Origin of the sequence: Planktotalea sp., assembly GCF_050633725.1 — a bacterium.
Taxonomy (GTDB): Bacteria; Pseudomonadota; Alphaproteobacteria; order Rhodobacterales; family Rhodobacteraceae; genus Planktotalea.
The window spans coordinates 1-22207 of the sequence record NZ_JBOEHB010000028.1 but is presented as its reverse complement, the minus strand read 5'-3'; the positions used below and the strand labels follow the sequence as shown (position 1 = coordinate 22207).

The window sequence follows — 22207 nt, the reverse complement described above, 5'->3', positions numbered from 1 at the left end:
TAAATTAGTGTTGTAGTTTCGTTCTACGGGCCCGAAAAGTGCGAACATAGAAAGAACACCATGATACTGAGTAACTATGAAATTGACCGCAAATGGAGCCTTGAACAATATAAAGAAGCGCTTAATGCAATTAGACCTCTTTATGAAATCAAGGAACGAAATTATAAGATTGCCAATGAAGAGCTTAGAGAAGTTCATTTTGCTCATTGCGAAATTGTTTCTCGCATAGCGGAACTTTCCGAGGATTTGCACGATGGCCTTGGAACCTGAATCTAACATCAATGAGCCACCCCCGCGGCAACGCTCTCGTCGATGAACTTGCCCTCTTTGAAACGCCACATGGAGAACTCATCGGTCAGTGGAGACTCCCCCTTCGCCATAAGTTCTGCCATGGCCCAGCCTGACCCCGGAATGGCCTTGAAACCACCGGTGCCCCAGCCACAGTTCATGAACATGCCTACAACGGGTGTTTTGCTCAGAATAGGCGAGCGATCCCCTGTCACATCCACAATCCCGCCCCACTGACGCAGCATCTTCAAACGAGACAGCATCGGGAAGGTCTCGATCAGCGCGCGCACGGTTTCTTCTACGTGATGGAATGATCCCCGCTGGGTGTAGTTGTTGTAACCATCCGTGCCGCCGCCAATGACCATTTCGCCCTTGTCGGATTGCGACAGGTAGCCGTGAACGGTGTTGGCCATAACCACGATATCCATCGCGGGTTTGATTGGCTCGGACACCAGCGCTTGCAGCGCGACACTTTCCATCGGCAAACGGAAACCCGCCATATCGGCCAGCACAGAGGAATGTCCTGCGACGATCCCGCCGAGCTTGTCGCAATCAATCGCGCCTTTGGTGGTGTCGACGCCAACAACTTTGCCGCCGATCGTGCGCACATTGGTCACTTCGCATTTCTGGATGATGTCCATGCCCATGTCAGAGCAGGCGCGCGCATAGCCCCAAGCCACCGCATCGTGACGCGCCGTGCCGCCGCGCGCTTGCCAGAGGCCACCGAGAACAGGATAGCGCGGACCGTTCAGCTCAATGATCGGGCAAAGCTCTTTCACGCGGCCCGGTCCGATCCACTCGGTCTGAACACCTTGCAAGGCATTGGCATGGGCCGTGCGCTGATAGCCGCGAATTTCATGTTGGGTTTGCGCCAGCATCAATACACCGCGCGGGGAGAACATGACGTTATAGTTCAAGTCCTGTGAAAGCGTCTCGTAAAGCGAGCGCGCCTTTTCATAGATCGCGGCGCTCGGGTCTTGCAGATAGTTCGAGCGAATGATCGTGGTGTTGCGCCCCGTGTTGCCGCCCCCAAGCCAACCTTTTTCCAAAACCGCGACATTGGTGATGCCAAAGTTCTTACCCAGATAATAGGCCGTCGCCAAACCATGCCCGCCTGCCCCAACAATGATCACATCGTATTTTGACTTGGGCTGCGGCGAGCGCCAAGCGCGCTCCCATCCTGCGTGATGACGCAAAGCTTCTCGCGCGACGGCAAAGGCTGAATAACGTTTCATGAGTGGCCCCCGAAAATTAAATGCGCGGCGAAAGTAGAGTCGCCTTTGGATTTGGTTGTGCGCTTGATGGCAAAAAAGAGGATACTCTGAGCGACAAGAACTGACCAGTTCACGACACAGCGGCGGAAAAGCGACATCAAACCTTCCCAATTGAGGACCAAGAATTCACGAGAAGTTCAACCCAAAATACACCCCGCGACATGAGGTTGCAGCTTGGGCTCTTTTTTTCGGGCGCGAAGCAGGTTACGTGAGGCAGGACTTAAAGGGAGTTTCATAGTGTTTTGGCTGATCACTACCGTTTTGGCGGTTGGAACCTGCGCGTTACTCGCTTTGGCGCTTTGGCGCGGGCATGATGGCGCGCGCCCTGCGGCCGAGTTCGATCTGCAAGTCTATCGCGATCAACTTGCCGAAGTTGAACGCGACCGCGATCGCGACGTAATTGCCGAAGAAGACGCAGAGCGTTTGATCACAGAGATTTCGCGCCGAATTTTGGCGGCGGACAAAGCCATGCAGACCGAGAAAACCAATGTGCGCAGCCCCCAAGCGTTGCGGTATGGGGTGATTGCAGCTCTGTTGCTTGCGCTGGTTGGTGGATCGCTCACGCTTTATCGGGGCTTAGGTGCGCCGGGATATGGCGATCTTGCCCTTGCGACGCGGATTGAACGCTCTGACGAAGCGCGCAAAAACCGCCCCGACCAAGCAACGGCCGAAGCCTCTTTGCCTGCTCCTGTCGATAGCCCCGATGCACCTGCTGAATACCTGGAATTGGTTAAGAAGTTGCGCCAAGCCGTTGCAACGCGCCCCAATGACCTTCAGGGGGCAAGTTTGCTTGCCACCCATGAGATGCGCCTTGGCAATGCCGCGCGCGCGCATGCTGCGCAAGCTCAGGTTCTACGCCTCAAAGGCGGCGATGCAACAGCAGAAGACTTTGCCAGCTATGGCGATATGTTAGTGATCGCAGCAGGTGGATATGTGTCCCCACAAGCAGAAGGCGCACTGGCCGCGGCCTTGAAAAAAGACCCCAAAAACGGCGTAGCGCGCTATTATTCGGGCCTGATGATGTTGCAGGTTGGCCGCCCGGATGTGGCCTTTCGTGCATGGGCAACTTTGCTGCAAGACAGCCCAGATGATGCCGGCTGGGTTGGACCGATCCGCGAGCAGATCGAAGAACTCGCCTTTCGCGCAGGCGTAGATTACGAGCTGCCCGCCCTCAAAGGCGATGCATTGGCTGGCCCGAGTGCAGAAGACATTGAAAACGCAGCCGATATGGACGCAGAAGATCGCAGCGAGATGATCAAAGGCATGGTTGCGCGGCTCTCGGACAGGCTGGCGACCCAAGGCGGAAGCCCCGAAGAATGGGCGCGTTTGATTTCCGCGCTTGGCGTGCTGGGCGAGCAAGATCGCGCAGCTCTGATTTGGCAGAACGCCAAGGACGTATTTGGCGACAGACCAGAGGCGCTGGATGTTGTAAGAAACGCAGCCCGCGAATTGGGCATGACCCAATGATCTTTGAAAGCGTCGAAGACTTTTCCGATGTGCTGCCGAGCATGCGCGCGCTTGTTGGATTAGACCTTGGAACAAAGACCATTGGCGTTGCAGTAAGCGACAGCCTTTTGTCCTCGGCAACCCCTCTGGAAACGATCAAACGCAGCAAATACACTGCTGATGCAGCCCGGCTGGAAGAGATCATCAAAGAGCGCGACATCGCGGGAATAGTGCTTGGTTTGCCGTTCAATATGGACGGCTCTGAGGGGCCTCGTTGCCAATCTACGCGGGCGTTTGCCCGCAATTTTGCCCGCCAAAACGATCTGCCGATCACCTATTGGGATGAACGCCTTTCGACAGTCGCCGCCGAGCGCGCACTCTTAGAGGCGGATACATCGCGAAAGCGTCGCGCAGAGGTGATTGATCATGTGGCCGCCGCCTATATCTTGCAAGGCGCGTTAGATCGTTTGACGCATTTGCGACGTGGATAAAGGGAAGCAAGATGAGCAATGATGTTTGGAGCCGCGATGAAATTGAAAGCCCCTGCATTCAGATTTGCCTAGTGCACCCTGAAACGCGCCTATGCACCGGCTGCAATCGCTCGATTGACGAGATTACGAACTGGTCAAAGATGGATGCAGAAGCACGGCGTTTGATCATGAGCGACTTGCCGAGCCGACAGGCCAACCCCAAGACCCGCCGCGGAGGGCGCGCTGCGCGTTTGAAACGGTGATCAAGTAGCGCGCTTAGCTTAGTCGATTTGTGTCTTGCTGCTGGGTCTGAGCTGTTTTTCGGGTTTTGCGTTTAGATAATTGATCCGCGCCGGCATTGATGCCTTTGTTGATCGCAATGCTCATCACACGGCGGATCACCATATTTATGATTTGGTTTACGTTCACCAGTCTGCTCCTTTTTGCCTTTTGCGTCACCCTAACCGCTGAATGTGCAATTTTCAGGGCAAAAGCGTCTGTCTATTCTTCAAACATCTGTGTTTGGTTTTCGTCTTCATCGCCTTCGGTTTCGCCAATCTCCATACTTGGTGGTGGACGGTTCTCCAAGAGCCCCGCAGAGCGGAGTTCTTTCAAACCAGGCAAATCGCGCGCGCTTTCGAGGCCGAAATGATCAAGGAAATCTTGCGTTACGACAAACGTCACTGGCCGACCCGGGGTCATGCGCCGACGGCCAAAGCGGATCCATTCCATTTCCAGCAGTTGATCCACCGTGCCACGAGACACGGAAACGCCGCGAATTTCTTCTATCTCTGCGCGCGTGACCGGCTGATGGTAGGCGATGATCGCTAGTGTTTCGATTGCCGCACGGCTTAGCTTGCGCGTTTCAATCGTTTCTTTTTGCATCAAAAAGCTGAGATCAGACGCCGTGCGCATGGCCCAAGCGTTACCCGTTTTAACAATATGGACACCCCTACCCTCATAGCGTTTTTGCAGGTGTGCGATGGCTTCGGCGCTATTGCAGCCATGTGGCATACGCGCATTTAGCTCTGCGACGCTTACAGGTTCGGCGCTGGCAAAAAGCACAGCCTCGACCATGCGTTCTTGTTCTGCCATTGGCGGCGCTTCGAAAAGGCTTTGCTCTTCATGTGGGGCGTCGTCGTTACTCACGCGGCTCTCTCCGTCGTAGCTGTATCGGGGCGAATGTGTCTGATTGACGAATTTCGGCTTTGCCTTCCTTGACCAGTTCAAGTGATGCCGCAAAGGTCGAGGCCGTCGCCGAGCGTCGTTTCACCGGATCGTTGCCCCACCCCTCTGGCAAATAGCTTGAGATATCTGTCCAAGAACCTGCAAACCCAAGTAAACCGCGCAAGCGAACCAAGGCTTCCTCCATTGTGTAAACCGCATCACGATCCATCACAAACGGGCGGAATTCATCGCGCGTTCGGATCCGCGCGTAGCCTTGCATCAAATCGAGCAAGGTCGCTGAATAGGTGGTTTTCTTGACCCTTTCGATCATTTCAGGTGCGCCGCGCGCAAAGAAATCGCGCCCGAGACGGTCGCGCGCCATCAAGCGGGCCGCCGCATCGCGCATCGCTTGCAATCGTTCGAGTTGAAAGGCCAAATGCGCGGCGAGTTCTTCGCCTGTGGGGCCTTCTTCGCTGGGGTCAGGTGGCAGGAGCAAACGCGATTTTAGAAAAGCGAGCCAAGCTGCCATAACCAGATAATCAGCCGCGAGTTCGAGGCGTAGCTCTTTTGCGCGCTCTACGAACAGCAAATATTGCTGGGCCAATTGCAGCACCGAAATCTTGCGCAGATCAACCTTTTGCGTGCGCGACAAGGTTAGCAAAACATCAAGTGGGCCCTCATAGCCTTCAACGTCAATGATCAGCGCTTCGGCCGCAAGGCGATCTTGCACCGACAAGCGCTCTTGCCCTTCGGTGTCCCAATCTGTCGCGTTTTGTGGCGTTTCAGGCGTCATTCACCGTCCCATTTACAAGCGCTTCAAGCTGCGCATGTAGTTGGGAAATGTCAACAGGATCAGGGGTTCGGCGGCAATCTAGCGCCGCTACTGCGCGATTTTGAGCCAACTCGCCCATTGTGCCCGAAGCATCGACCACATCTTCCATTTCGGCCATTTTTCCATTGCAGTGCAACACGACATCGCATCCCGCATCCAGAGAAAGGCGCGAAAGTTCCGCCAAAGACCCCGTAAGGGCCTTCATCGAGATATCATCGGTCATGATCAAGCCGCCAAAACCTATTTCGCTGCGGATCAGACCCATCATTTTAGGCGAAAGAGTTGCGGGACGGTCGTCAAGCGCGCTGTAGGTTATGTGCGCAGTCATCCCCATTGGCAGGTCATTGAGACCTTTAAACGCGGCGAAATCACTGTTGCGGAGAACCTCGCTGTCTGTGTCCACGATTGGCAAGTCTAAATGACTGTCTGCAACAGCGCGGCCATGTCCAGGGACATGCTTAAGGACAGGGAGAACACCGCCATCAAGCAAGCCACCAGAGACTGCTTGACCAACTTTGACCACTGTCTCCAAATCCGTGCCATAGCAGCGGTTTTTCAAAAATTCGTGGGTGTTGGCGGTTGCGATATCAACCATAGGCGCGCAATTGGCGTCGATACCAACACCGATCATTTCTGCGGCGATTATTCTGTAGCGCAGATACATCGCGCGTGGAGCGTTGGCGCCAAAACGCGCAACATCTTCGAGCGGGGGCAACCACTGATGCGCCAATGGAGGGCGCAAACGTTGAACCCGCCCACCTTCTTGATCAATCAAGATCGGTGCATCGCGCCCGACGCAATCACGCAAGGAATCGCACAGGCTTCGTATTTGGGCTTCGTCCTCAAGATTGCGATCAAACAGAATGAAACCAAACGGATTAGCTTCCCGAAAAAAGCTCACTTCGCGCGCTGAAAGCGATGGCCCCGCGCAGCCTAAGATCGTCGCACCAAACGTCATTACCGTGTAACCACGGGAATGCAGTCGGTGTTTTGCGCCGTCAACTCAGAGCAGAAACGACGCGCATCTGCGAGATCGGTAAAGCCCATTGCGCGCAGACGATAGAAGACACGCCCACCGCTTGTTGCGCGCTGAACCACGCGATCTTTGCCGTCCATGTAATCTGCGAACCGCGTTGAAAAGCGCACCCATTCTTTGCGCGCGATCTCAGGGCTTTCATAGGCACCAAGCTGCACGAGACGCGTACCTGCGGGGATCGTGGATGGATCGATTTCACGCGCGCCGCCCGCGGTCGTGGTCGCTGAAAGCGAAGCAGTGCGCACACCAGCGGGCCGCAGTTTTGGCCGCAAGGAAATAGAAACACCTGGAACGCTTCTCGCGATTGCCGTTGGGCTTACGGAAAGCGTTTCCGCTTCGCTCGCGGCGGGTGCCGTCTCGACCTTAACGTCCGCGACCGACGTTTGCACTGGCGCTGTGACCACCTGACCTTGCGTGGTCAATGGCGTCGCCCCTGCTGCGATCTGAGCGGCGAGCGCTTCAATAGACGCCATTTTCGGGTCTTGCTCGCTCGCGACCATTTCAGGCGCTGGATCGGATAACGAAAGGCTCGCAGCTTCACCGGTTTGCTGGGCATATCGAGGTTGCGCCGCAACGAGCTGATCTATCAACGGCGTCTCTTCACTGGCCAGATCGATCGGTTCGGGCGCAAGCACGATACGCTCCGACGGCCCTGCCGTGCCACCAGCAGCGGCCACATCGTTCACTGAAAGGCCCTGATGAAGCGCTTGCGCCCCTCCGGGATCAGCGGGACGAATGCGCATCTCACCCTGAACGGCGCGCACAACGGGCACACCAGCAACATCGCGCACGATCAACTGGTAACTCCAGACGCCAACACCGATCAGCAACGCGAGCGAGAGGCCCGCGCCGGTCAATGCCGCGACAGCCTTTACAGGATTGCCAGATGGCTTGGACTCATGCGTTTGGGGTTGCTGATAGCCCTGATACGCTTGATACGATCCAGCCTGAGGCGCATATCCGCGCCCGTTCATTGGAAAATCTGCCATTTTGCCTCACATATGTGCGGGCGATACGGTGCCGCCAGCATCATTTTCGAACTACTCTAGTCCGGCATGAGGAATGTCATTCAGCGCATTTCTTCAACCGGTTCAACGCCCAAGATACCGAGCCCCGCGCAAATCACAACCGACACGGAACGTGCGAGGGCAATTTTTGCAACAGATGTGTCTTCTGAGTCGTCCTGAAGAAATCTAAGCTCTGGCAGATCGTTGCCGCGATTCCATAGAGCATGAAATTCGCTTGCTAAATCATAGAGATAGAAGGCAATGCGATGTGGCTCGTTGGTACGTGCGGCCAAAGCCACATGGCGTGGCCATTCGGCCAGCTTCTTGGCAACAGAGATCTCGGCGTCGTGGTTGAGTTTGGTCAAATCAGGTGCCGCATCGAGGTCGATCCCCGCATCGCGCGCTTTGCGCAGCACGGAATGCACCCGTGCATTGGCGTATTGAACATAGAACACCGGATTGTCTTTGGACTGCTCCAGCACTTTGTCAAAATCAAAATCGAGCGGCGCATCGTTTTTACGTGTTAGCATGTGAAACCGCGTCGCGCCGGGGCCAACTTGCTCCACGACATCGCGCAGCGTTACGAACGTCCCTGCCCGTTTGGACATTTTGAACGGCTCGCCGTTTTTGAACAGCTTAACCAATTGAGTAAGCTTGATATCAAGTGGCACCTTACCATCGGACAATGCAGACACAGCGGCCTTCATTCGCTTCACATAGCCACCATGATCCGCTCCAAAAATGTCTATGAGCATATCAAAGCCACGTGTGACCTTGTCATAGTGATAAGCAATGTCAGGCGCGAAATAGGTCCAAGCCCCGTCAGACTTTTGCACAGGGCGATCAACATCATCGCCGTGCTCTGTTGATTTGAACAGAGTTTGCTCCCTTGGCTCCCAGTCTTCAGGTTTTTTACCCTTGGGAGGTTCAAGCACCCCCTCATAGATCAACCCTTTATCCTTCAAAGCGTCGATCGCAGCCTCAATCCGGCCAGTGCCGTAGAGCGATTTCTCTGAATAGAAGACATCCATTTCAATCCCGAGAGAGGCCAGATCAGAGCGGATCAAGTCCATCATCTTTTCCGTTGAAAACTCGCGCACCTCGATCAACCAGTCACCTTCTGGCTTGCCGACATAGGCGTCCCCGACCTTGTCTTTCAGCGCTGCGCCAACAGGGATCAGGTAATCACCAGGATAGGTGCCATCCTCAAACGCAACCTCTTGGCCATGCGCTTCAAGGTAGCGTAAATACACTGAGCGCGCGAGCACATCGACCTGCGCGCCGCCGTCATTGATGTAATATTCGCGCGTGACGTCATAGCCTGCGTAATCCAGCAAACTTGCCAACGCATCGCCAAAGACTGCACCGCGCGTGTGGCCCACGTGCAAAGGCCCCGTCGGGTTGGCCGACACATATTCCACGTTAACCTTTTTGCCCTGCCCCATATCAGAACGGCCGAATGCATTGCCCTGCTCAAGCACCGCGCCAACGACGCCCTGCCAAAGCGACACAGAAAGACGCATGTTCAAAAAGCCAGGTCCAGCCACATCGGCGCTTTCGATGCGCGCATCTGCGGTCAGATGGGCCGCGAGGGCGTCGGCAATATCACGTGGTTTCATTTTGGCAGGCTTGGCCAAAACCATTGCAGCATTGGTCGCCATATCACCATGCGCCGCATCGCGTGGCGGCTCAACCGCGACGTTTGCGAAATCAAGTCCTGCGGGCAGCGTGCCTTCGGATTGCATAACTTCAAGCGCCGTTATGACAGCTGCGCGAATATCGGAGAAAAGGTTCATCAAACACATCCCTTGCAGGTTTACCCTAGTAGGTTTGCGCGCGTCTTATCACGCATGGCGCGACATTCAACGCCTTAGCCAAGAAGGCGCTTATGTTCTTGAAGCGCAAAACGGTCTGTCATGCCGGAAATGTAGTCCGCAACGATGCGCGCGAGCGCGGTTTGATCCTGCGCTCTGCGCACATCTTGTTGCCACTCTGGCGGCAAAAGATCGCTATTTTGCAGAAATAGCGGAAATAGATCCTCGACGACTTTCGTCACCTGCGTGCGCATTTCAACGACGGAAGGCGCGCGGTACATGCGGGTAAAAAGAAACTCACGTATCACTTTAAGATCAGACCATAAGCCGCTGGAAAACATAACAACAGGCGAACCTAGGTCGCGAATATCCTGAGCGGAACTTGCACCACTTTCCGCCAGTTTGGCGCGGCTGACTTTGATAACGTCCGTGACCATCACACCAAACACACGGCGCAAGGCTTCGTGCATGCGTCTGCTGGGATCAAGCGCGGGATAAAGGCGATCGACCTCGGCGAAAGCTTCGCCAACGATGGGCAAATCACAAATGTCGTCCTGAGTGAACAGTCCAGCCCGCAGACCATCGTGCAAATCGTGATTGTTATAAGCAACATCATCGGAAAGTGCCGCGATCTGCGCCTCGGCGCTGGCGTGGGTGTGCAATTCCAAATCGTGACGTGCATTATAATCGGCCAAGGCATGTGGAAGCTCGCCGACAACGGGACCGTTGTGTTTGGCCAGACCTTCGAGCGTTTCCCACGTCAGATTCAACCCATCGAAGTCGGCGTAATGGCGCTCTAACGACGTCACAATCTTCACCGCTTGTGCATTGTGATCATACCCGCCGTAGGGAGTCATTAAAGCGTCCAGCGCATCTTCGCCCGTATGCCCGAAAGGTGTGTGACCCAAATCATGCGCCAAAGCGATGGCTTCGGTCAGCTCTTCATTCAAGCCCAATGCCCCTGCCATTGTGCGCGCAACTTGGGCAACTTCGATTGAATGCGTCAGCCGCGTGCGAAAATAATCGCCCTCATGCTCAACGAAGACTTGGGTTTTATGTTTCAAGCGGCGAAAGGCGCTGGAATGAATGATGCGATCACGGTCGCGCTGAAAACACGTTCGATGCGCGCTTTCTTCTTCCACGACCAATCGCCCGCGCGTTTGCTGCGGATCACAAGAATATGTTGCGCGCATGAAGTCCCATCCTTGCCGCCTGTCCCACTGCTCCTTATATTGGGGCGAGATCAAAGAGCCAACAGGCGGACTTAAAGCAATGAACATCCCTCCGACCGTTACGCCGCGCGCGTTTGAGCGCCTTTCCGAAATCGGCGCTGCCGAGCAAGGACAAGCTTTGCGCGTTGCCGTAGAAGGCGGCGGATGCTCTGGCTTTCAGTATGAGATCAAACTCGATACGCCAGCCAATGACGATCTGATCCTGGAAGGAGCTGGCGAGAAAGTTGTCGTAGATTCCGTTTCCCTGCCCTTCCTTGAAAACGCAGTGATTGATTTTTCCGAAGAACTGATTGGCGCACGCTTCACCATCGAAAACCCGAATGCCACCAGTTCTTGTGGCTGCGGCACCAGCTTTTCGATGTAAACTCTCAAGTTGCTCTAAGCGATCTGACCTTTCTGAGGCTTTCGGCGTGTCACAAAACGCTCGTCCAAGTGGGTGAATTTGGACATGGCCTTAGCGCGGCCAGCAAAACGATCCGCCAACCATTCATCAAGCACCAGATATGCGCCCGCAAAGATTATGACCAAAGCTCCGGCGATCAAGTTCACCGTTGGAGATTCTCCAAAGATCAACGCGCCAACAAGCACCATGATGACGAACTGAAAGTTGATCAAAAGCGTAACGACGTAGGCTTTCATGTGAGACAAAGCCAGAACCAAGACCCAGCGCGCAAGAAACAAAAGGCTGGCGTAGCTGATGACCATCAACACATCCAATAAACTCATCGGCTTGTAAACAAACGGTAAAATGCAGGCCATAACCAAGCAGATCGCAATATTTGGATACAAAACCTGCAACAAGGCGTTCTTGTCATCCTTGCTGATATGACGCGCCAGAACCATGGCCGTTGCCCCAGTGAGCGCGCCAAGGAACGCGCAAAGATGCGCCCACGTAAACGCGGCAAGCCCCTCTGGATACAGCAGAACCATCCCGCCCGCGCCTGCGATCAAAGCAATCCAGCTTTGCCACCGCACTGGCTCCCCCAAGATCGGATAGCTCAGCAGCGCTGCAAAAATCGGAACGAAAGCAATGAAAACAAACACTTCTGCGAATGGCAGCGCGCGAAATGCAGCGAAGTAAAACAGCGAACACAGGATGAAAAACAGCGATCTTAGCGCCATTGTGCGCGGCCTAAGAGTGCGGAATTTTCGGGTAGAATTCGTTCTTAACACTGACAGCGCGCTCAATGCCGCAACAATTGCGCCAGAAAAACAAAAGAGTTGTGGCGCTTCAAAGCCATGTGAAAAGGTGCGCGTGATCGCATCTGCTCCCGTCGCAAGAACGCAATAAATCAGGACTAAATACAGCCCTCCGAAAGCGCCGATAGTTTTGCCTGAAAAACTGGGGAATCTCTGGTTCTTCACCTCAACGGCCTCCTACAAAATCAGGTTTTGTTGGCAGTGCCTTGGCAGAAATTTGGGCCGCGCGCGCGAAATGCTCGAAGAACGCATCAAATTTGGGCGTAGCCCCAGCGACGGTATCAATATGTGCGGCAACGTCCAGCGGCAGGCGATCAAAAAGCTGCCCCTTCATACCCGCCCAATCAGAACGTCGCGCCGCCGCGCTATCATGTAAAGCCTCAGACAGACTACGCATCGCACCAAGTGGCATAACAGGGCTATAAAAGCTTTGCCCCTTAGGGGAATACGAGCCGTTAAAGGATGCCTCTCCCATCGCAGCACAGGCCCAATTTGCAACGAGATACTCATGATAATGGTCAGACGCGCCGCCAGTGTCGCCAGAGCGGTCAAACCCACGAACTACCTGTTTCAACCATGTCTCCCACACCTTGGGAGGAACCTGCCCGGCGAAACGTAAAGCAACGCACACTTCGGACAAAATGTCGGCATTTTGCTCCATATGGGCAAGGATACCTGCGAAAATCAGACTATCAATCGCCGCTTTGCCAATCTCAGGATCTTTGCGGCCATATTCAGAAAGGTAAAAAACGATATGTGTGAGCTCATAGGCAGCTTTGCGATTAGGGATCGCGAAAGTCGCGCTATGATTGATAAAGTGATGCAAACGCTCTGTGAGAGCATCGCCGTCTTCAAGATGAATGCCGCGCCGCGCAAGCAAACGCATTGCTTCGCCTCGCTGCAAATCGGAAAGCTCACCTTTGGCCAAGCCCGACAGATGCGCAAACACGCAAAGCTCCTCCGCGACCGTGCCTGTCATGCCCAATGCTTCCAAATCGAGCGCTAAAGAAAGCATGAAACGATAATACTGCGGAAAGAACCTTAGACGCTCGGGCAAGTCGCTATAAAAGGTAGCATAGGTTTGAAGGTCTAAACCCGCTCGATCCACATTCGTGCACTCAAAAATATTGAGCAGTTCTGCGTTCTCTTTCAGCCAGAACACGTCTTCCTGATGTCTGCGTGAGGTCGAAAAACTTTGCGTCAAACATCCTAACGAATTGGTTTTTATCGGTTTTCGCTGGGACAACTGTATCACGTTATCGGACATAAGGGTCTCCTAAGAAGTGATGGCGCAGCCCCAGCTGGCCACTAAAGTAGCCGGAATTTAGTTACGAACCTGATGTGAACAATTCACACAAAGAGCCGCTCATTTGCGTCGTGTCACGTGATGGTGCAGAACCTGACGTGAAGAGCTCTGTGTGCGCTCCGTCAAAGCTGGAAGATGCGCCAGCCGTGAATGCGCCGACCGCTTCACCGTTAAGCATATCGCTCTGCATGGACGGCGCAGAGCCAGATGAGAACAGCTCAGTGGCTACGCCGCTGTGCAGATCGGTTGCTCGTGTTTCGAAGGTCAGTGTGGTCTTGCGAAGTGCAGACATCGTCGTTCTCCCTTTGGGTGTTTCGATGTCTAAAACGCTTGCACGTATAACGTGTGCAGAAAAGCAAAATGAATCCTGCGCGTGTCGTCCTGAGAAGTTATCCACATAAGGTCAACGCGGCAATAAATTGACAAACTGGCTTTTTCCAAGTTGTCCCCAACGCGAAAAAAATCCGAATTCCACCTCGAATTCAGGCCATAAATGCAAAAGGCTTGATCCGTGTTTCACGAACCAAGCCTTGAAAATTCCCGTCAAAGGCGAATCAAGCGGCGGATTTCTCGTCGCTTTCTGCTGTGGTTTCGTCTTCTGTTTGATCAGAGGTCTCGGCAATCTCTTGCGATGTTTCTTCGACCTCAGGGGCTGGCAATGCCAAAGCTTCGTCTGAAAACTGTTCAGGCGCAGTCATATCGATGCGGCGGGCAGCCGCGTCAATCGTCAGAACCGGCATTTCATCCAAAGTAGCGAGAACCGCATTCATTTCATCAAGCGCCATCGTGTAACGCGCGCGCATTGTCAGAATTTCAGCTTCACCCTTATCGGTTTTAAAGAACTTGAATAGTTTAAGCATACTACCCTCATAAATGGCGTGCCCCAATTTGGCGCACTCTTGCAGGGGTCGCACGGGGGAAAATCCAAAGGAAAACCGCGTTTTCCAGAGGCCATCGCTTGCACGGCTGCGCTGCATGGGGGATAGCTAGGGTGATCTAAGGGAGCGCGCGAGTATGAAAATTGCCACATTCAACATCAACGGCATAAAAGCGCGCATCGCCGCCCTGCCCATGTGGCTCGAGTCGGCGCAGCCCGATGTCGCCCTGCTACAAGAGATTAAGTCTGTTGACGAAAACTTCCCACGCGAGATTTTCGAAGATATGGGGTATAACGTTGAAACACATGGACAAAAGTCCTTCAACGGCGTTGCGATCCTGTCCAAACTGCCATTGGAAGACGTAAGCCGAGGCCTGCCCGGCGATGACAGCGATGAGCAAGCCCGCTGGATCGAGGCGACGGTTGTAGGCAAGCAAGCCATTCGTGTTTGCGGTCTCTACCTTCCCAACGGAAATCCGGTTCCCGGCCCAAAATACGATTACAAACTTGCATGGATGGAGCGTTTGCAAAGGCGCGCAGAAGCTCTGCTCGCCAGCGAAATGCCTTTTTTAATGGCAGGTGATTATAACATCATCCCTCAAGACGAAGATGCGCGCCGCCCCGAAGTTTGGCAAAGTGATGCGCTGGCTCTGCCAGAAAGCCGCGCAGCGTTCCGTCGTTTGGTGAATCTTGGCCTTACCGAAGCCTTCCGCGCGCGCGTGCATGGGCCTGAACATTACAGCTTTTGGGACTACCAAGCAGGAGCATGGAACAAAGACGACGGCATTCGCATTGATCACTTCCTGCTTAGCCCTGCGGTTGCTGATATCTTGCTAGATTGCCAGATTGATAAGCATGTGCGCGCTGGGGATAAGCCTTCGGACCACGTGCCGGTGTGGGTCGAGCTGGATAACTAACGGCAAAATCCCGCCTTGCTCTCAGCCTATGATCACGTCGATCCACGCTCTGCCATAAAGGCGTTTAGTCGAGAAAGACCTTCTTTGATATCGGCGGTGCTGCGTGCATAGGATAGGCGCAGCGTTTGGTGCCCGCGTTTTTCGTCAAAATCTAGCCCCGGTGTAACGGCAACCCCTGCTTTTTCGAGGATTTCAGCCGCAAAAGCGCGGCTATCATTGGTGAACGCGCTGACATCCGCATAGACATAGAAACCACCATCAGGCGGCGCGAATTGATCAAGCCCTGCTTTTGGCAGCTCTTCGAGCATCAGCTTTCGGTTCTCGGTGTAAACGGCCATGTTGCTTTGCAGTTCCTCATGGCAATCCATTGCGGCCAAGGCGGTGACTTGGCTGATATGCGGTGCGCAAATGAACATGTTTTGCGCCAAACGTTCGATGATACGGACGTGATCTTCGGGAACCACCATCCAGCCCACACGATATCCTGTCATCGAGAAATACTTTGAGAAGGAATTGATTACATAGGCATCATCGGTGAGCTCCAACGCCGTTACCGCTTTGGCCTCATATTCAATGCCGTGATAGATTTCATCGGAGATAAAGCTGGCGCCTGCGCCGTGCGCGGCATCAATCAGTGATGACATCGCGGATCTATCGAGCATTGTTCCCGTTGGGTTGGCGGGAGATGCGACCATCAAGCCCTTTGCGTTCAGCCCTTTCAAATCATCCGCAACAGGCTGCAGGCGGTTTTCGGGGCGGGCCTCGATAAGGACAGGCTCCAAGCTGAGCGCTTTAAGAATTTGACGATAGCTCGGGTATCCCGGAGCGCCAATGGCCACACGATCGCCAGCCTCAAAGAGCGCCGTAAAGGCAAGCAGAAAAGCCGAAGACGAGCCAGAGGTGACGATCACGCGGTTTGGGTCAAGATCAACGCCATACCATTCACCATAAAGCTGCGCGATCCGAGCGCGCAAAGCAGGAAGTCCGAGCGCAACCGTATAGCCAAGCGCATCCTGCTCAAGCGCCGTTGCCGCCGCGCGGCGCGCTCCCTTTGGTGCAGCAGTGCCTGGCTGGCCCACTTCCATATGAATAATGTGACGCCCCGCCGCTTCGGCGCGGCGCGCAGCCTCCATCACATCCATCACAATAAAGGGATCGACCATTCCACGGCTTGAGTTTCGCATCTACCTCTCCCATTCTGTGCTGCACTAGGGTTTCAACGCGAATTCAAAGCACAGTCAATGTGCTTAGAGCGCTCTTTGTTGATCTCCCTGAAAATACTGGTCCTTGGCAATGCCACCAAGATATGGTCAGTGCTTAACAAAGATAAGAATATCCAGTTGGGAGAGCTTTTGATGAAACAACTTTTAGCAACGACGAGCCTTTGCTTTGCGGCCCTCAGCGCACCTGCTTTTGCGCTTGATTTACATGCGATGTCAGCTGAAGAGCGCAATTTGTTCCGCGCGGAAGTGCGTGCGTTTTTGATGGAAAATCCAGAAGTGATCATCGAAGCGGTCAATCAAATGGAAGAACGTCAGGCCGAGCAGCAAACCAAAGATGACCAAGCTATGGTCGCAACCAACCTTGAAGCCCTTCACAGCGACGGGTTTTCATGGGTCGGCGGCAATCCGGACGGCGATATCACTGTTGTTGAATTCCTCGACTATCGTTGCGGGTATTGCCGCAAAGCGCACACCGAAGTTGAACAACTGTTAAAAAGCGACGGGAACATCCGCCTTATCGTAAAAGAACTGCCAATCCTTGGAGATGCTTCGACTGCCTCTTCGCGCTTTGCGATCGCAACCAAGCAGATAGCTGGTGGTGAAGCCTATGAAGCGGTACACAACGCGTTGATTACCTTCTCGGGTGAGCCCTCCGATGCGGCTTTCAAGCGTTTAGCAGATGGTCTGGGTTTGGACGGCGATGCGATTATTGCTCATCTCGACAGCGACGAGGTCACCCATGAAATTGCCCAAACCCGCGCACTGGCGCAGCGTCTGCAAATTCGGGGCACGCCAACCTTCGTGATGGGCGATCAACTGGTGCGTGGCTACGTGCCGCTTGATGGAATGCAGCAAATCATCGCGCAAGAGCGCGGCTAGATCCAACTCAAAGGAACGTTTTGTGATAGCTCACAAGGCGCTCAAAATGAGCATCCAAAGCGCGCTTCAAGTGAGGCGCGCTTTTTACGGTTTGGATATAATCGACAAGAATTCCATATTGCCTGATTTGCCGCTCTAGCCGCTGGTCAGGGCGCAAACGACGCTGGCGCTCGGGTTCTTCAATCACCTGTACGGACTGCTTGCTTGGCTCGCTCACAGGGAACGCAGGGTTTGGCAGGACCTTCCCATTCATCAGCGGTTTTTGCGCATCGAAGCGTTGAAACAACGCGGCTTCAAGCGGTTCAATCTCTGCGCGATCGGCAACGGGCCATGCCCAAACATAGGCGATTTCCCAAACATCCACCTGTCGATTGGCGATGATATCAGAGCGCGCCGAGGTCAAATGCCTGCGCACCCGCGAGCGTATGCCATCAACCGATTGCCCCACGTAGATTGGCACCCCGTCCAAATCGCACAGCGCGTAAACACCGATGTCATCGCTCAACTCAGCGAGCGCAGATTTGCGAAAATCCTGAGCTGTGCTCATGCGACCGCCACAGCGTTTTGCCTCGCTTGCTTAAGCATCGGTGTGAAAAGCTGTTGATCCAGATAGCTGACAATCGGAACAACAACGCCGTCGCCTGCCACCTTATAGGCGCTGTTGTAATGCGACGGCATTTTGTAGCCTTCAGGCAACCCCATCAGGCGGCTTGCTTCTTTGCTGGAGAGCAGCCTCGCCTTCACAGAGTTGCCTTTCACAAACACAATCGTTTGACGAGACGAGCCACCTGCGGGTGTTCTGAGGCATCCCGCGATGCCGTCAAAGCGCACCTCGGCGCGTTGGCGGATTTTACCGTTTTCATCTGGGCGTCCACGTTTGTAGAGCATACCGATTTCGCGCCTCCCTGTGCGCCGCGCCTGAGCGATGCGGGTGGCGCTTGGGTCGGACATCATGTCCAAAAGCTTGTCGATCTGCTCATCGCTGTACCATTTGGTATCCGGTTTGCGATCCACAATGTCTGGCATACTAACTGCGCTTTGCGGCGGCGCAGTGTGGGCCCACCACGCAAAATCGCCCTTTAGCTCATGCGAGGCGGCATTAACAAAGCGGCGAAGTTTTTCTGTATGAAACACTCCGGAGGGCGCAGGCGCTTGCAGGTTTTTGCCTGAAATGTCCTTGCGTAGCGCGATGACAAACAGTCGTGGCCGACTTTGCGGAACAAAGTGACGGGCATCAATTTCCAGCGCCCCGACACGATAGCCAAGCGCGGAAATGGAATTGAGCACATGGATGAAATCGCGCCCTCTTGCCCGTGTCATCAAGCCTGTCACATTTTCAAAGGCAATGATGCGCGGCGCGAATCCTGCCTTCACAGCGTGAGAAAGCTGCTTCATCCAATGATAAAACACACCGCTACGCAGACCCTTTAGTCCCTTGCCCTGCCCTGCAAGGCTGAAATCCTGACATGGGCTTGACGCCCAAACCAAATCAAGCGGCTGATGCAGCCTGTTGTGATCAAGAGTCGCGATATCCCCTTCAACCAAGTGATCGCTGCCCCAGTTCTCGCGATACACTGCGCATTTCATCGGGTCGATATCATTGGCAAGCGCGCAATTCCACGTCTCTCCAAGGGCGGCATGCACCATGCCCCCGCCAGAAAAAAACTCTGCAAATCTTGGCTTTTGTGTAGAAGACGACACCATAGCTATGGGTACTCTGCGCAGGTTAGTCTGTCGAGCGACATCCTACTCTGCCGCAAGCGCCTCTGCTGCCAGTTCAGCATCGATGACCGCTGCGCGCTTTTCAACTTGCTCGACGATATGATCGACCATTTGATCATTAGAGAGCTTATGGCTTTGCTTTCCAGCAAGATAAACCATGCCCGCGCCCGCACCGCCGCCAGTGAAACCCACGTCTGTCATAAGCGCTTCGCCGGGACCATTTACAACGCAGCCGATAATGCTCAAGCTCATTGGAGTTTTGATATGCTCAAGGCGCTTTTCGAGCGCTTCAACCGTTTTGATCACATCAAAGCCCTGCCGCGCACAAGACGGGCACGAAATGATGTTCACGCCGCGATGACGCAGCCCAAGGGATTTGAGAATTTCAAAACCAACTTTAACCTCTTCCACTGGATCGGCCGAAAGCGAAACCCGGATCGTATCACCAATGCCCATCCAAAGCAGGTTGCCTAGGCCAATCGCGGATTTGATTGTACCGCTGACCAAACCCCCAGCCTCAGTTATGCCAAGGTGGATTGGCGCATCCGTGGCTTCTGCCAATTTCTGATAGGCTGCTGCTGACATGAACACATCTGAGGCTTTGCAGCTAATTTTGTATTCCTGAAAATCATTGTCTTCCAGAATGCGGATATGTTCGAGGCCGCTTTCAACCATGGCGTCAGGGCACGGTTCGCCATATTTTTCAAGCAAGTGTTTTTCCAGCGATCCCGCGTTCACGCCGATCCGGATAGAGCACCCGTGATCTTTGGCCGCTTGAATTACTTCCTTAACCCGCTTTTCATCCCCAATGTTTCCGGGATTGATACGCAGACAAGCCGCGCCCGCCTCTGCCGCTTCGATCGCGCGTTTGTAGTGGAAATGAATATCCGCAACGATCGGAACGCTGCTTTCGCGCACAATTTCTTTCAAGGCTCTGGTGGAGGATTCATCTGGCGTTGAGACCCGAACAATGTCTGCGCCCGCCTCTGCTGCCGCTTGAACCTGCGCGATGGTCGCAGCCACATCCGAAGTATCTGTGTTGGTCATGGTCTGCACCGCAATCGGGGCATCGCCACCCACTGGCACGTTTCCAACCATGATCTGACGCGAGGTGCGACGATAGATGTTTTTCCAAGGGCGGACGTGGTTCAGCGACATTGGGTTTCCCTTTTTGCGCACAGATTTTGCTACACCCTACATAGGGTGCAGATAGGATTGGGGCAATGCATAGGAGTGTGACGTGTTACTCAGTCGCGGCTGGAAGGCCCTGAACCTCGGCAACAACGCGCGCCAGATCTTTGTCTTGGCTTATGTCTGCAACGGCATATTTCGCCGAAAGCGAATCCGAGGTTAATTCAATCTTCGACGTCACTTGGCCGCGTGGACCAGCAGGACCGAAATGCTGACCGTTTACCGCGAAGTAAATCGCACCGGATTCACCAACGCGCAATGTCGCAGCAGTTTCTGTCATTGGGATCGGATAGGTATCACCAGCATCCATCACACCCTCAAAAACGGACGTGCCATCAGCGGCGCTGACGCGCACCCAGGCAGGGCGTACGGCAACCAATTGAACCTGATCTGGAATTTGCTCAACCACCTGAGGAACCTGAACACCGAGCGGCCCAATCTGAACTGCGTCCTGAATCGTACCATCCGCAAGGAGCGTCGGCTCGGATTGCGCTGGCTCGCTGCCGAAGCTCGTGCCAGCAAAGGCGCCGTTGTCCATCGGGTTGATCATCGAAATTGGCGCATCTCGCGCAACCAATACAGGCGTGTCTAGTGCTTTGGGACGATACAAGCGGTCAAGCCCGTCTGTATCAACCCGCGCCAGCCCCGCATTCATCGGAGCCGCATCATCACGCGGCGCCGTTGCGCGCGTCACTGGGTCCAAATCGGTCAATACGATTGGCGTTTCATCAACAGGCGCGACGCGCACTTGCTGCACTTCGTTCAAGACGGTCCAGCCGCCAAATCCGATTGCACCAAGCAAAGTGACCAAAACCAAAGTCGAGCCAACTGCGCCCGGCTCTACGCGAGACAGGAAAGCATCGTTTGTCGGAATAAACGGCGTGCTCGGTTGCGCAAAAGGATCGCGGCCCGCAGGCGAGGAAGCAATAATTTCAGCGGCGCGGGATTTCTTGATGCTCGATGCTTCATCGGACATGCCGTGCGCAGTAGAGAAACCGCTTTCTTTGCAGAAAATCTCAAATGCTTGCTCTGGATTCATTCCAAGGTATCGCGCGTAAGAGCGCACATAACCTGCGATAAAACCCGGTGTTTCAAATACACTTGGATCAGCGTTTTCAATGGCAGAGATATAGGAGGCTTTGATCTTGAGTTCGCGCTGAACGTCGAGCAAGGACTTACCGAGCGTCGCACGTTCACCGCGCATCATATCACCGAGACGAAGATCAAAGTCGTCGAACCCTTTGGGTGCGACGTCAACATCTTCAGTTTTGCGCGATTTTCTGCGCCCGATCATACGCCCTGCCCCATGCCTATTGCCACTGCTTTGCCCAAACTTATCCACAAGTCCGATTCGTTGGTCGGTGTTATTGGGCTTTATATAGCACGGCGCAACGCAAATTGCACCACTCTTACGGCTAAGCCGTTAATTCGGCACGATTCAGCGCACAATGAGACCAAAGTGAATCCATGGCTTCAACCAGCTGGTTCATCTCGTTCGGACCATGCACAGGCGATGGCGTAAAGCGCAGACGTTCTGTCCCTCTTGGAACCGTCGGGAAGTTGATCGGTTGCACGTAAATGCCAAAGTCATCGAGCAGCATATCTGACAGCTTTTTCGTATGAACAGGATCGCCAACCATGACAGGCACAATATGGCTGCCGTGATCAATGATCGGCAATCCAAGCCCTTTCAGGCGCAGCTTTAGGATTTTTGCCTGTGTTTGATGCTGCTCACGCAGCTCTGGTGTACGCTTCAAGTACGCAACAGAGGCCGCAGCGCCCGCCGCAACTGCGGGTGGCACAGATGTCGTAAAGATAAAGCCCGGCGCATAAGAGCGGATCGCATCGCACATCTTAAAGGATGCAGCGATGTAGCCGCCCATAACTCCGTAGGCCTTAGCCAAAGTTCCGTTAATGATATCTAGGCGGTGCATCAGGCGATCACGCTCTGCAACCCCAGCGCCACGCGCGCCGTACATGCCCACTGCGTGCACTTCGTCGATGTAGGTGAGCGCCCCAAATTCATCCGCAAGATCGCAGATTGCTTCGATTGGACCAAAATCGCCGTCCATAGAATAGATCGATTCGAAGGCAATCAGCTTGGGCGCGTTCGAATCGTCGGCTTCCAGCAGCTCGCGCAAATGTTCTACGTCATTGTGACGGAAGATGCGTTTGTTGCCACCGTTGCGGCGCACACCTTCGATCATCGAAGCGTGGTTCAACTCATCTGAATAGATGATCAGACCAGGGAACAATTTAGGCAACGTCGAAAGAGTCGCGTCATTTGCGATATAAGCAGACGTGAACAAAAGCGCCGCTTCTTTGC

At 54.2% G+C, this 22207-nt stretch carries 25 protein-coding genes; 7 read left to right on the top strand and 18 right to left on the bottom strand.

The features are described 5' to 3' along the window. The first annotated feature begins 60 nt into the window (after window positions 1–60). A complete protein-coding gene (locus tag ACRBCU_RS17215) occupies window positions 61–270 on the top strand; it encodes a hypothetical protein (protein WP_431366627.1) in 210 nt (69 codons plus the stop codon). A gap of 8 nt (window positions 271–278) precedes the next feature. On the opposite strand, the gene ACRBCU_RS17210 is transcribed toward ACRBCU_RS17215, so the two are convergent. Further along, the gene (locus ACRBCU_RS17210; RefSeq protein ID WP_431366626.1) at window positions 279–1523 is read right to left on the bottom strand and encodes a sarcosine oxidase subunit beta family protein; all 1245 of its coding nucleotides are present in this window, start codon (window positions 1521–1523) and stop codon (window positions 279–281) included. Window positions 1524–1796: 273 nt separating this feature from the next. Here ACRBCU_RS17210 and ccmI point away from each other — a divergent pair, with 273 nt between their 5' ends. From ccmI to ACRBCU_RS17195, 3 genes are read left to right on the top strand one after another with little or no spacing between them, the layout of a single operon-like run. Continuing rightward, window positions 1797–3029, top strand: a complete 1233-nt coding sequence (ccmI, locus tag ACRBCU_RS17205; protein WP_431366680.1) for a c-type cytochrome biogenesis protein CcmI — start codon at window positions 1797–1799, stop codon at window positions 3027–3029. Then, window positions 3026–3499 carry a Holliday junction resolvase RuvX gene (gene ruvX / locus ACRBCU_RS17200; RefSeq protein ID WP_431366625.1) on the top strand — a complete coding sequence of 158 codons (474 nt, stop codon included), beginning with the start codon at window positions 3026–3028 and terminating at the stop codon, window positions 3497–3499. The genes ccmI and ruvX overlap by 4 nt, the downstream gene beginning before the upstream one ends. An 11-nt stretch (window positions 3500–3510) precedes the next feature. Next, a complete protein-coding gene (locus ACRBCU_RS17195) occupies window positions 3511–3741 on the top strand; it encodes a DUF1289 domain-containing protein (RefSeq protein WP_431366624.1) in 231 nt (76 codons plus the stop codon). 13 nt (window positions 3742–3754) lie between these two features. Here ACRBCU_RS17195 and ACRBCU_RS17190 read toward each other — a convergent pair whose 3' ends face one another. From ACRBCU_RS17190 to ACRBCU_RS17160, 7 genes are all read right to left on the bottom strand, one after another. Further along, window positions 3755–3907: a hypothetical protein gene (locus tag ACRBCU_RS17190; RefSeq protein WP_431366623.1), complete on the bottom strand. Its 153-nt coding sequence runs from the start codon at window positions 3905–3907 to the stop codon at window positions 3755–3757. A 72-nt stretch (window positions 3908–3979) separates the two neighbouring features. Continuing rightward, window positions 3980–4573 carry an SMC-Scp complex subunit ScpB gene (gene scpB / locus ACRBCU_RS17185; RefSeq protein WP_431366679.1) on the bottom strand — a complete coding sequence of 198 codons (594 nt, stop codon included), beginning with the start codon at window positions 4571–4573 and terminating at the stop codon, window positions 3980–3982. Window positions 4574–4619: 46 nt separating this feature from the next. Then, window positions 4620–5438: a segregation and condensation protein A gene (locus ACRBCU_RS17180; protein ID WP_431366622.1), complete on the bottom strand. Its 819-nt coding sequence runs from the start codon at window positions 5436–5438 to the stop codon at window positions 4620–4622. Beyond that, the gene (nagZ, locus tag ACRBCU_RS17175; RefSeq protein WP_431366621.1) at window positions 5428–6435 is read right to left on the bottom strand and encodes a beta-N-acetylhexosaminidase; all 1008 of its coding nucleotides are present in this window, start codon (window positions 6433–6435) and stop codon (window positions 5428–5430) included. Before nagZ ends, ACRBCU_RS17180 begins: the two co-directional genes overlap by 11 nt. Then, entirely contained in the window at window positions 6435–7502 is a 1068-nt protein-coding gene (locus ACRBCU_RS17170; RefSeq protein ID WP_431366620.1) for an SPOR domain-containing protein, read from the bottom strand. The genes nagZ and ACRBCU_RS17170 overlap by 1 nt, the downstream gene beginning before the upstream one ends. A gap of 80 nt (window positions 7503–7582) precedes the next feature. Further along, window positions 7583–9316, bottom strand: coding sequence for an arginine--tRNA ligase (gene argS, locus ACRBCU_RS17165; protein ID WP_431366619.1), 1734 nt, complete (start codon window positions 9314–9316; stop codon window positions 7583–7585). A 74-nt stretch (window positions 9317–9390) separates the two neighbouring features. Next, window positions 9391–10527 (bottom strand): deoxyguanosinetriphosphate triphosphohydrolase, encoded by a 1137-nt coding sequence (locus ACRBCU_RS17160; RefSeq protein WP_431366618.1) that lies wholly within the window; start codon window positions 10525–10527, stop codon window positions 9391–9393. Window positions 10528–10606: 79 nt separating this feature from the next. On the opposite strand from ACRBCU_RS17160, the gene ACRBCU_RS17155 reads away from it, so the two are divergent. Further along, entirely contained in the window at window positions 10607–10930 is a 324-nt protein-coding gene (locus ACRBCU_RS17155; protein ID WP_431366617.1) for a HesB/IscA family protein, read from the top strand. Window positions 10931–10944: 14 nt separating this feature from the next. On the opposite strand, the gene ACRBCU_RS17150 is transcribed toward ACRBCU_RS17155, so the two are convergent. From ACRBCU_RS17150 to ACRBCU_RS17135, 4 genes are all read right to left on the bottom strand, one after another. Next, the gene (locus tag ACRBCU_RS17150) at window positions 10945–11931 is read right to left on the bottom strand and encodes a DMT family transporter (RefSeq protein WP_431366616.1); all 987 of its coding nucleotides are present in this window, start codon (window positions 11929–11931) and stop codon (window positions 10945–10947) included. 1 nt (window position 11932) lies between these two features. Further along, window positions 11933–13033: a DUF6902 family protein gene (locus ACRBCU_RS17145; RefSeq protein ID WP_431366615.1), complete on the bottom strand. Its 1101-nt coding sequence runs from the start codon at window positions 13031–13033 to the stop codon at window positions 11933–11935. Window positions 13034–13094: 61 nt separating this feature from the next. Beyond that, complete coding sequence (locus tag ACRBCU_RS17140) at window positions 13095–13364, bottom strand: hypothetical protein (RefSeq protein WP_431366614.1); 270 nt, start codon at window positions 13362–13364, stop codon at window positions 13095–13097. 262 nt (window positions 13365–13626) lie between these two features. Continuing rightward, window positions 13627–13932: a hypothetical protein gene (locus ACRBCU_RS17135; RefSeq protein WP_431366613.1), complete on the bottom strand. Its 306-nt coding sequence runs from the start codon at window positions 13930–13932 to the stop codon at window positions 13627–13629. Window positions 13933–14086: 154 nt separating this feature from the next. On the opposite strand from ACRBCU_RS17135, the gene xth reads away from it, so the two are divergent. Then, window positions 14087–14866, top strand: coding sequence for an exodeoxyribonuclease III (xth, locus tag ACRBCU_RS17130; RefSeq protein ID WP_431366612.1), 780 nt, complete (start codon window positions 14087–14089; stop codon window positions 14864–14866). Window positions 14867–14898: 32 nt separating this feature from the next. On the opposite strand, the gene ACRBCU_RS17125 is transcribed toward xth, so the two are convergent. Beyond that, window positions 14899–16050: a pyridoxal phosphate-dependent aminotransferase gene (locus ACRBCU_RS17125; RefSeq protein WP_431366611.1), complete on the bottom strand. Its 1152-nt coding sequence runs from the start codon at window positions 16048–16050 to the stop codon at window positions 14899–14901. Between the two features lie 171 nt (window positions 16051–16221). Between ACRBCU_RS17125 and ACRBCU_RS17120 the strand changes: the two genes are divergently transcribed. After that, on the top strand, window positions 16222–16968 hold the full coding sequence (locus ACRBCU_RS17120; protein ID WP_431366610.1) for a DsbA family protein: 747 nt from the start codon (window positions 16222–16224) through the stop codon (window positions 16966–16968). A 7-nt stretch (window positions 16969–16975) separates the two neighbouring features. On the opposite strand, the gene ACRBCU_RS17115 is transcribed toward ACRBCU_RS17120, so the two are convergent. The 5 genes from ACRBCU_RS17115 to hemA form a co-directional block, all read right to left on the bottom strand. Beyond that, complete coding sequence (locus ACRBCU_RS17115) at window positions 16976–17515, bottom strand: GIY-YIG nuclease family protein (protein WP_431366609.1); 540 nt, start codon at window positions 17513–17515, stop codon at window positions 16976–16978. Continuing rightward, window positions 17512–18672: a DNA cytosine methyltransferase gene (locus ACRBCU_RS17110; protein WP_431366608.1), complete on the bottom strand. Its 1161-nt coding sequence runs from the start codon at window positions 18670–18672 to the stop codon at window positions 17512–17514. The genes ACRBCU_RS17115 and ACRBCU_RS17110 overlap by 4 nt, the downstream gene beginning before the upstream one ends. 42 nt (window positions 18673–18714) lie before the next feature. Beyond that, a complete protein-coding gene (gene ispG / locus ACRBCU_RS17105; RefSeq protein ID WP_431366607.1) occupies window positions 18715–19848 on the bottom strand; it encodes a flavodoxin-dependent (E)-4-hydroxy-3-methylbut-2-enyl-diphosphate synthase in 1134 nt (377 codons plus the stop codon). Window positions 19849–19933: 85 nt separating this feature from the next. Continuing rightward, window positions 19934–21175, bottom strand: a complete 1242-nt coding sequence (locus ACRBCU_RS17100; RefSeq protein WP_431366678.1) for a helix-turn-helix domain-containing protein — start codon at window positions 21173–21175, stop codon at window positions 19934–19936. A 121-nt stretch (window positions 21176–21296) separates the two neighbouring features. Further along, window positions 21297–22207 (bottom strand): 5-aminolevulinate synthase (gene hemA / locus ACRBCU_RS17095; RefSeq protein ID WP_431366606.1); only part of this gene is annotated, 911 nt, incomplete at its 5' end.

Coding starts and splice junctions, on each gene's coding strand:
- ACRBCU_RS17115 (WP_431366609.1), bottom strand. CDS start 17,515: ATGAGCACAGCTCAGGATTTTCGCAAATCTGCGCTCGCTGAGTTGAGC.
- ACRBCU_RS17215 (WP_431366627.1), top strand. CDS start 61: ATGATACTGAGTAACTATGAAATTGACCGCAAATGGAGCCTTGAACAA.
- ACRBCU_RS17135 (WP_431366613.1), bottom strand. CDS start 13,932: ATGCTTAAACTATTCAAGTTCTTTAAAACCGATAAGGGTGAAGCTGAA.
- ACRBCU_RS17170 (WP_431366620.1), bottom strand. CDS start 7,502: ATGGCAGATTTTCCAATGAACGGGCGCGGATATGCGCCTCAGGCTGGA.
- ACRBCU_RS17110 (WP_431366608.1), bottom strand. CDS start 18,672: ATGGTGTCGTCTTCTACACAAAAGCCAAGATTTGCAGAGTTTTTTTCT.
- nagZ (WP_431366621.1), bottom strand. CDS start 6,435: ATGACGTTTGGTGCGACGATCTTAGGCTGCGCGGGGCCATCGCTTTCA.
- ACRBCU_RS17140 (WP_431366614.1), bottom strand. CDS start 13,364: ATGTCTGCACTTCGCAAGACCACACTGACCTTCGAAACACGAGCAACC.
- ACRBCU_RS17125 (WP_431366611.1), bottom strand. CDS start 16,050: ATGCGAAACTCAAGCCGTGGAATGGTCGATCCCTTTATTGTGATGGAT.
- xth (WP_431366612.1), top strand. CDS start 14,087: ATGAAAATTGCCACATTCAACATCAACGGCATAAAAGCGCGCATCGCC.
- ACRBCU_RS17100 (WP_431366678.1), bottom strand. CDS start 21,175: ATGATCGGGCGCAGAAAATCGCGCAAAACTGAAGATGTTGACGTCGCA.
- ACRBCU_RS17180 (WP_431366622.1), bottom strand. CDS start 5,438: ATGACGCCTGAAACGCCACAAAACGCGACAGATTGGGACACCGAAGGG.
- scpB (WP_431366679.1), bottom strand. CDS start 4,573: ATGGCAGAACAAGAACGCATGGTCGAGGCTGTGCTTTTTGCCAGCGCC.
- ACRBCU_RS17145 (WP_431366615.1), bottom strand. CDS start 13,033: ATGTCCGATAACGTGATACAGTTGTCCCAGCGAAAACCGATAAAAACC.
- ACRBCU_RS17195 (WP_431366624.1), top strand. CDS start 3,511: ATGAGCAATGATGTTTGGAGCCGCGATGAAATTGAAAGCCCCTGCATT.
- argS (WP_431366619.1), bottom strand. CDS start 9,316: ATGAACCTTTTCTCCGATATTCGCGCAGCTGTCATAACGGCGCTTGAA.
- ACRBCU_RS17160 (WP_431366618.1), bottom strand. CDS start 10,527: ATGCGCGCAACATATTCTTGTGATCCGCAGCAAACGCGCGGGCGATTG.
- ruvX (WP_431366625.1), top strand. CDS start 3,026: ATGATCTTTGAAAGCGTCGAAGACTTTTCCGATGTGCTGCCGAGCATG.
- ACRBCU_RS17210 (WP_431366626.1), bottom strand. CDS start 1,523: ATGAAACGTTATTCAGCCTTTGCCGTCGCGCGAGAAGCTTTGCGTCAT.
- ACRBCU_RS17155 (WP_431366617.1), top strand. CDS start 10,607: ATGAACATCCCTCCGACCGTTACGCCGCGCGCGTTTGAGCGCCTTTCC.
- ACRBCU_RS17120 (WP_431366610.1), top strand. CDS start 16,222: ATGAAACAACTTTTAGCAACGACGAGCCTTTGCTTTGCGGCCCTCAGC.
- ispG (WP_431366607.1), bottom strand. CDS start 19,848: ATGTCGCTGAACCACGTCCGCCCTTGGAAAAACATCTATCGTCGCACC.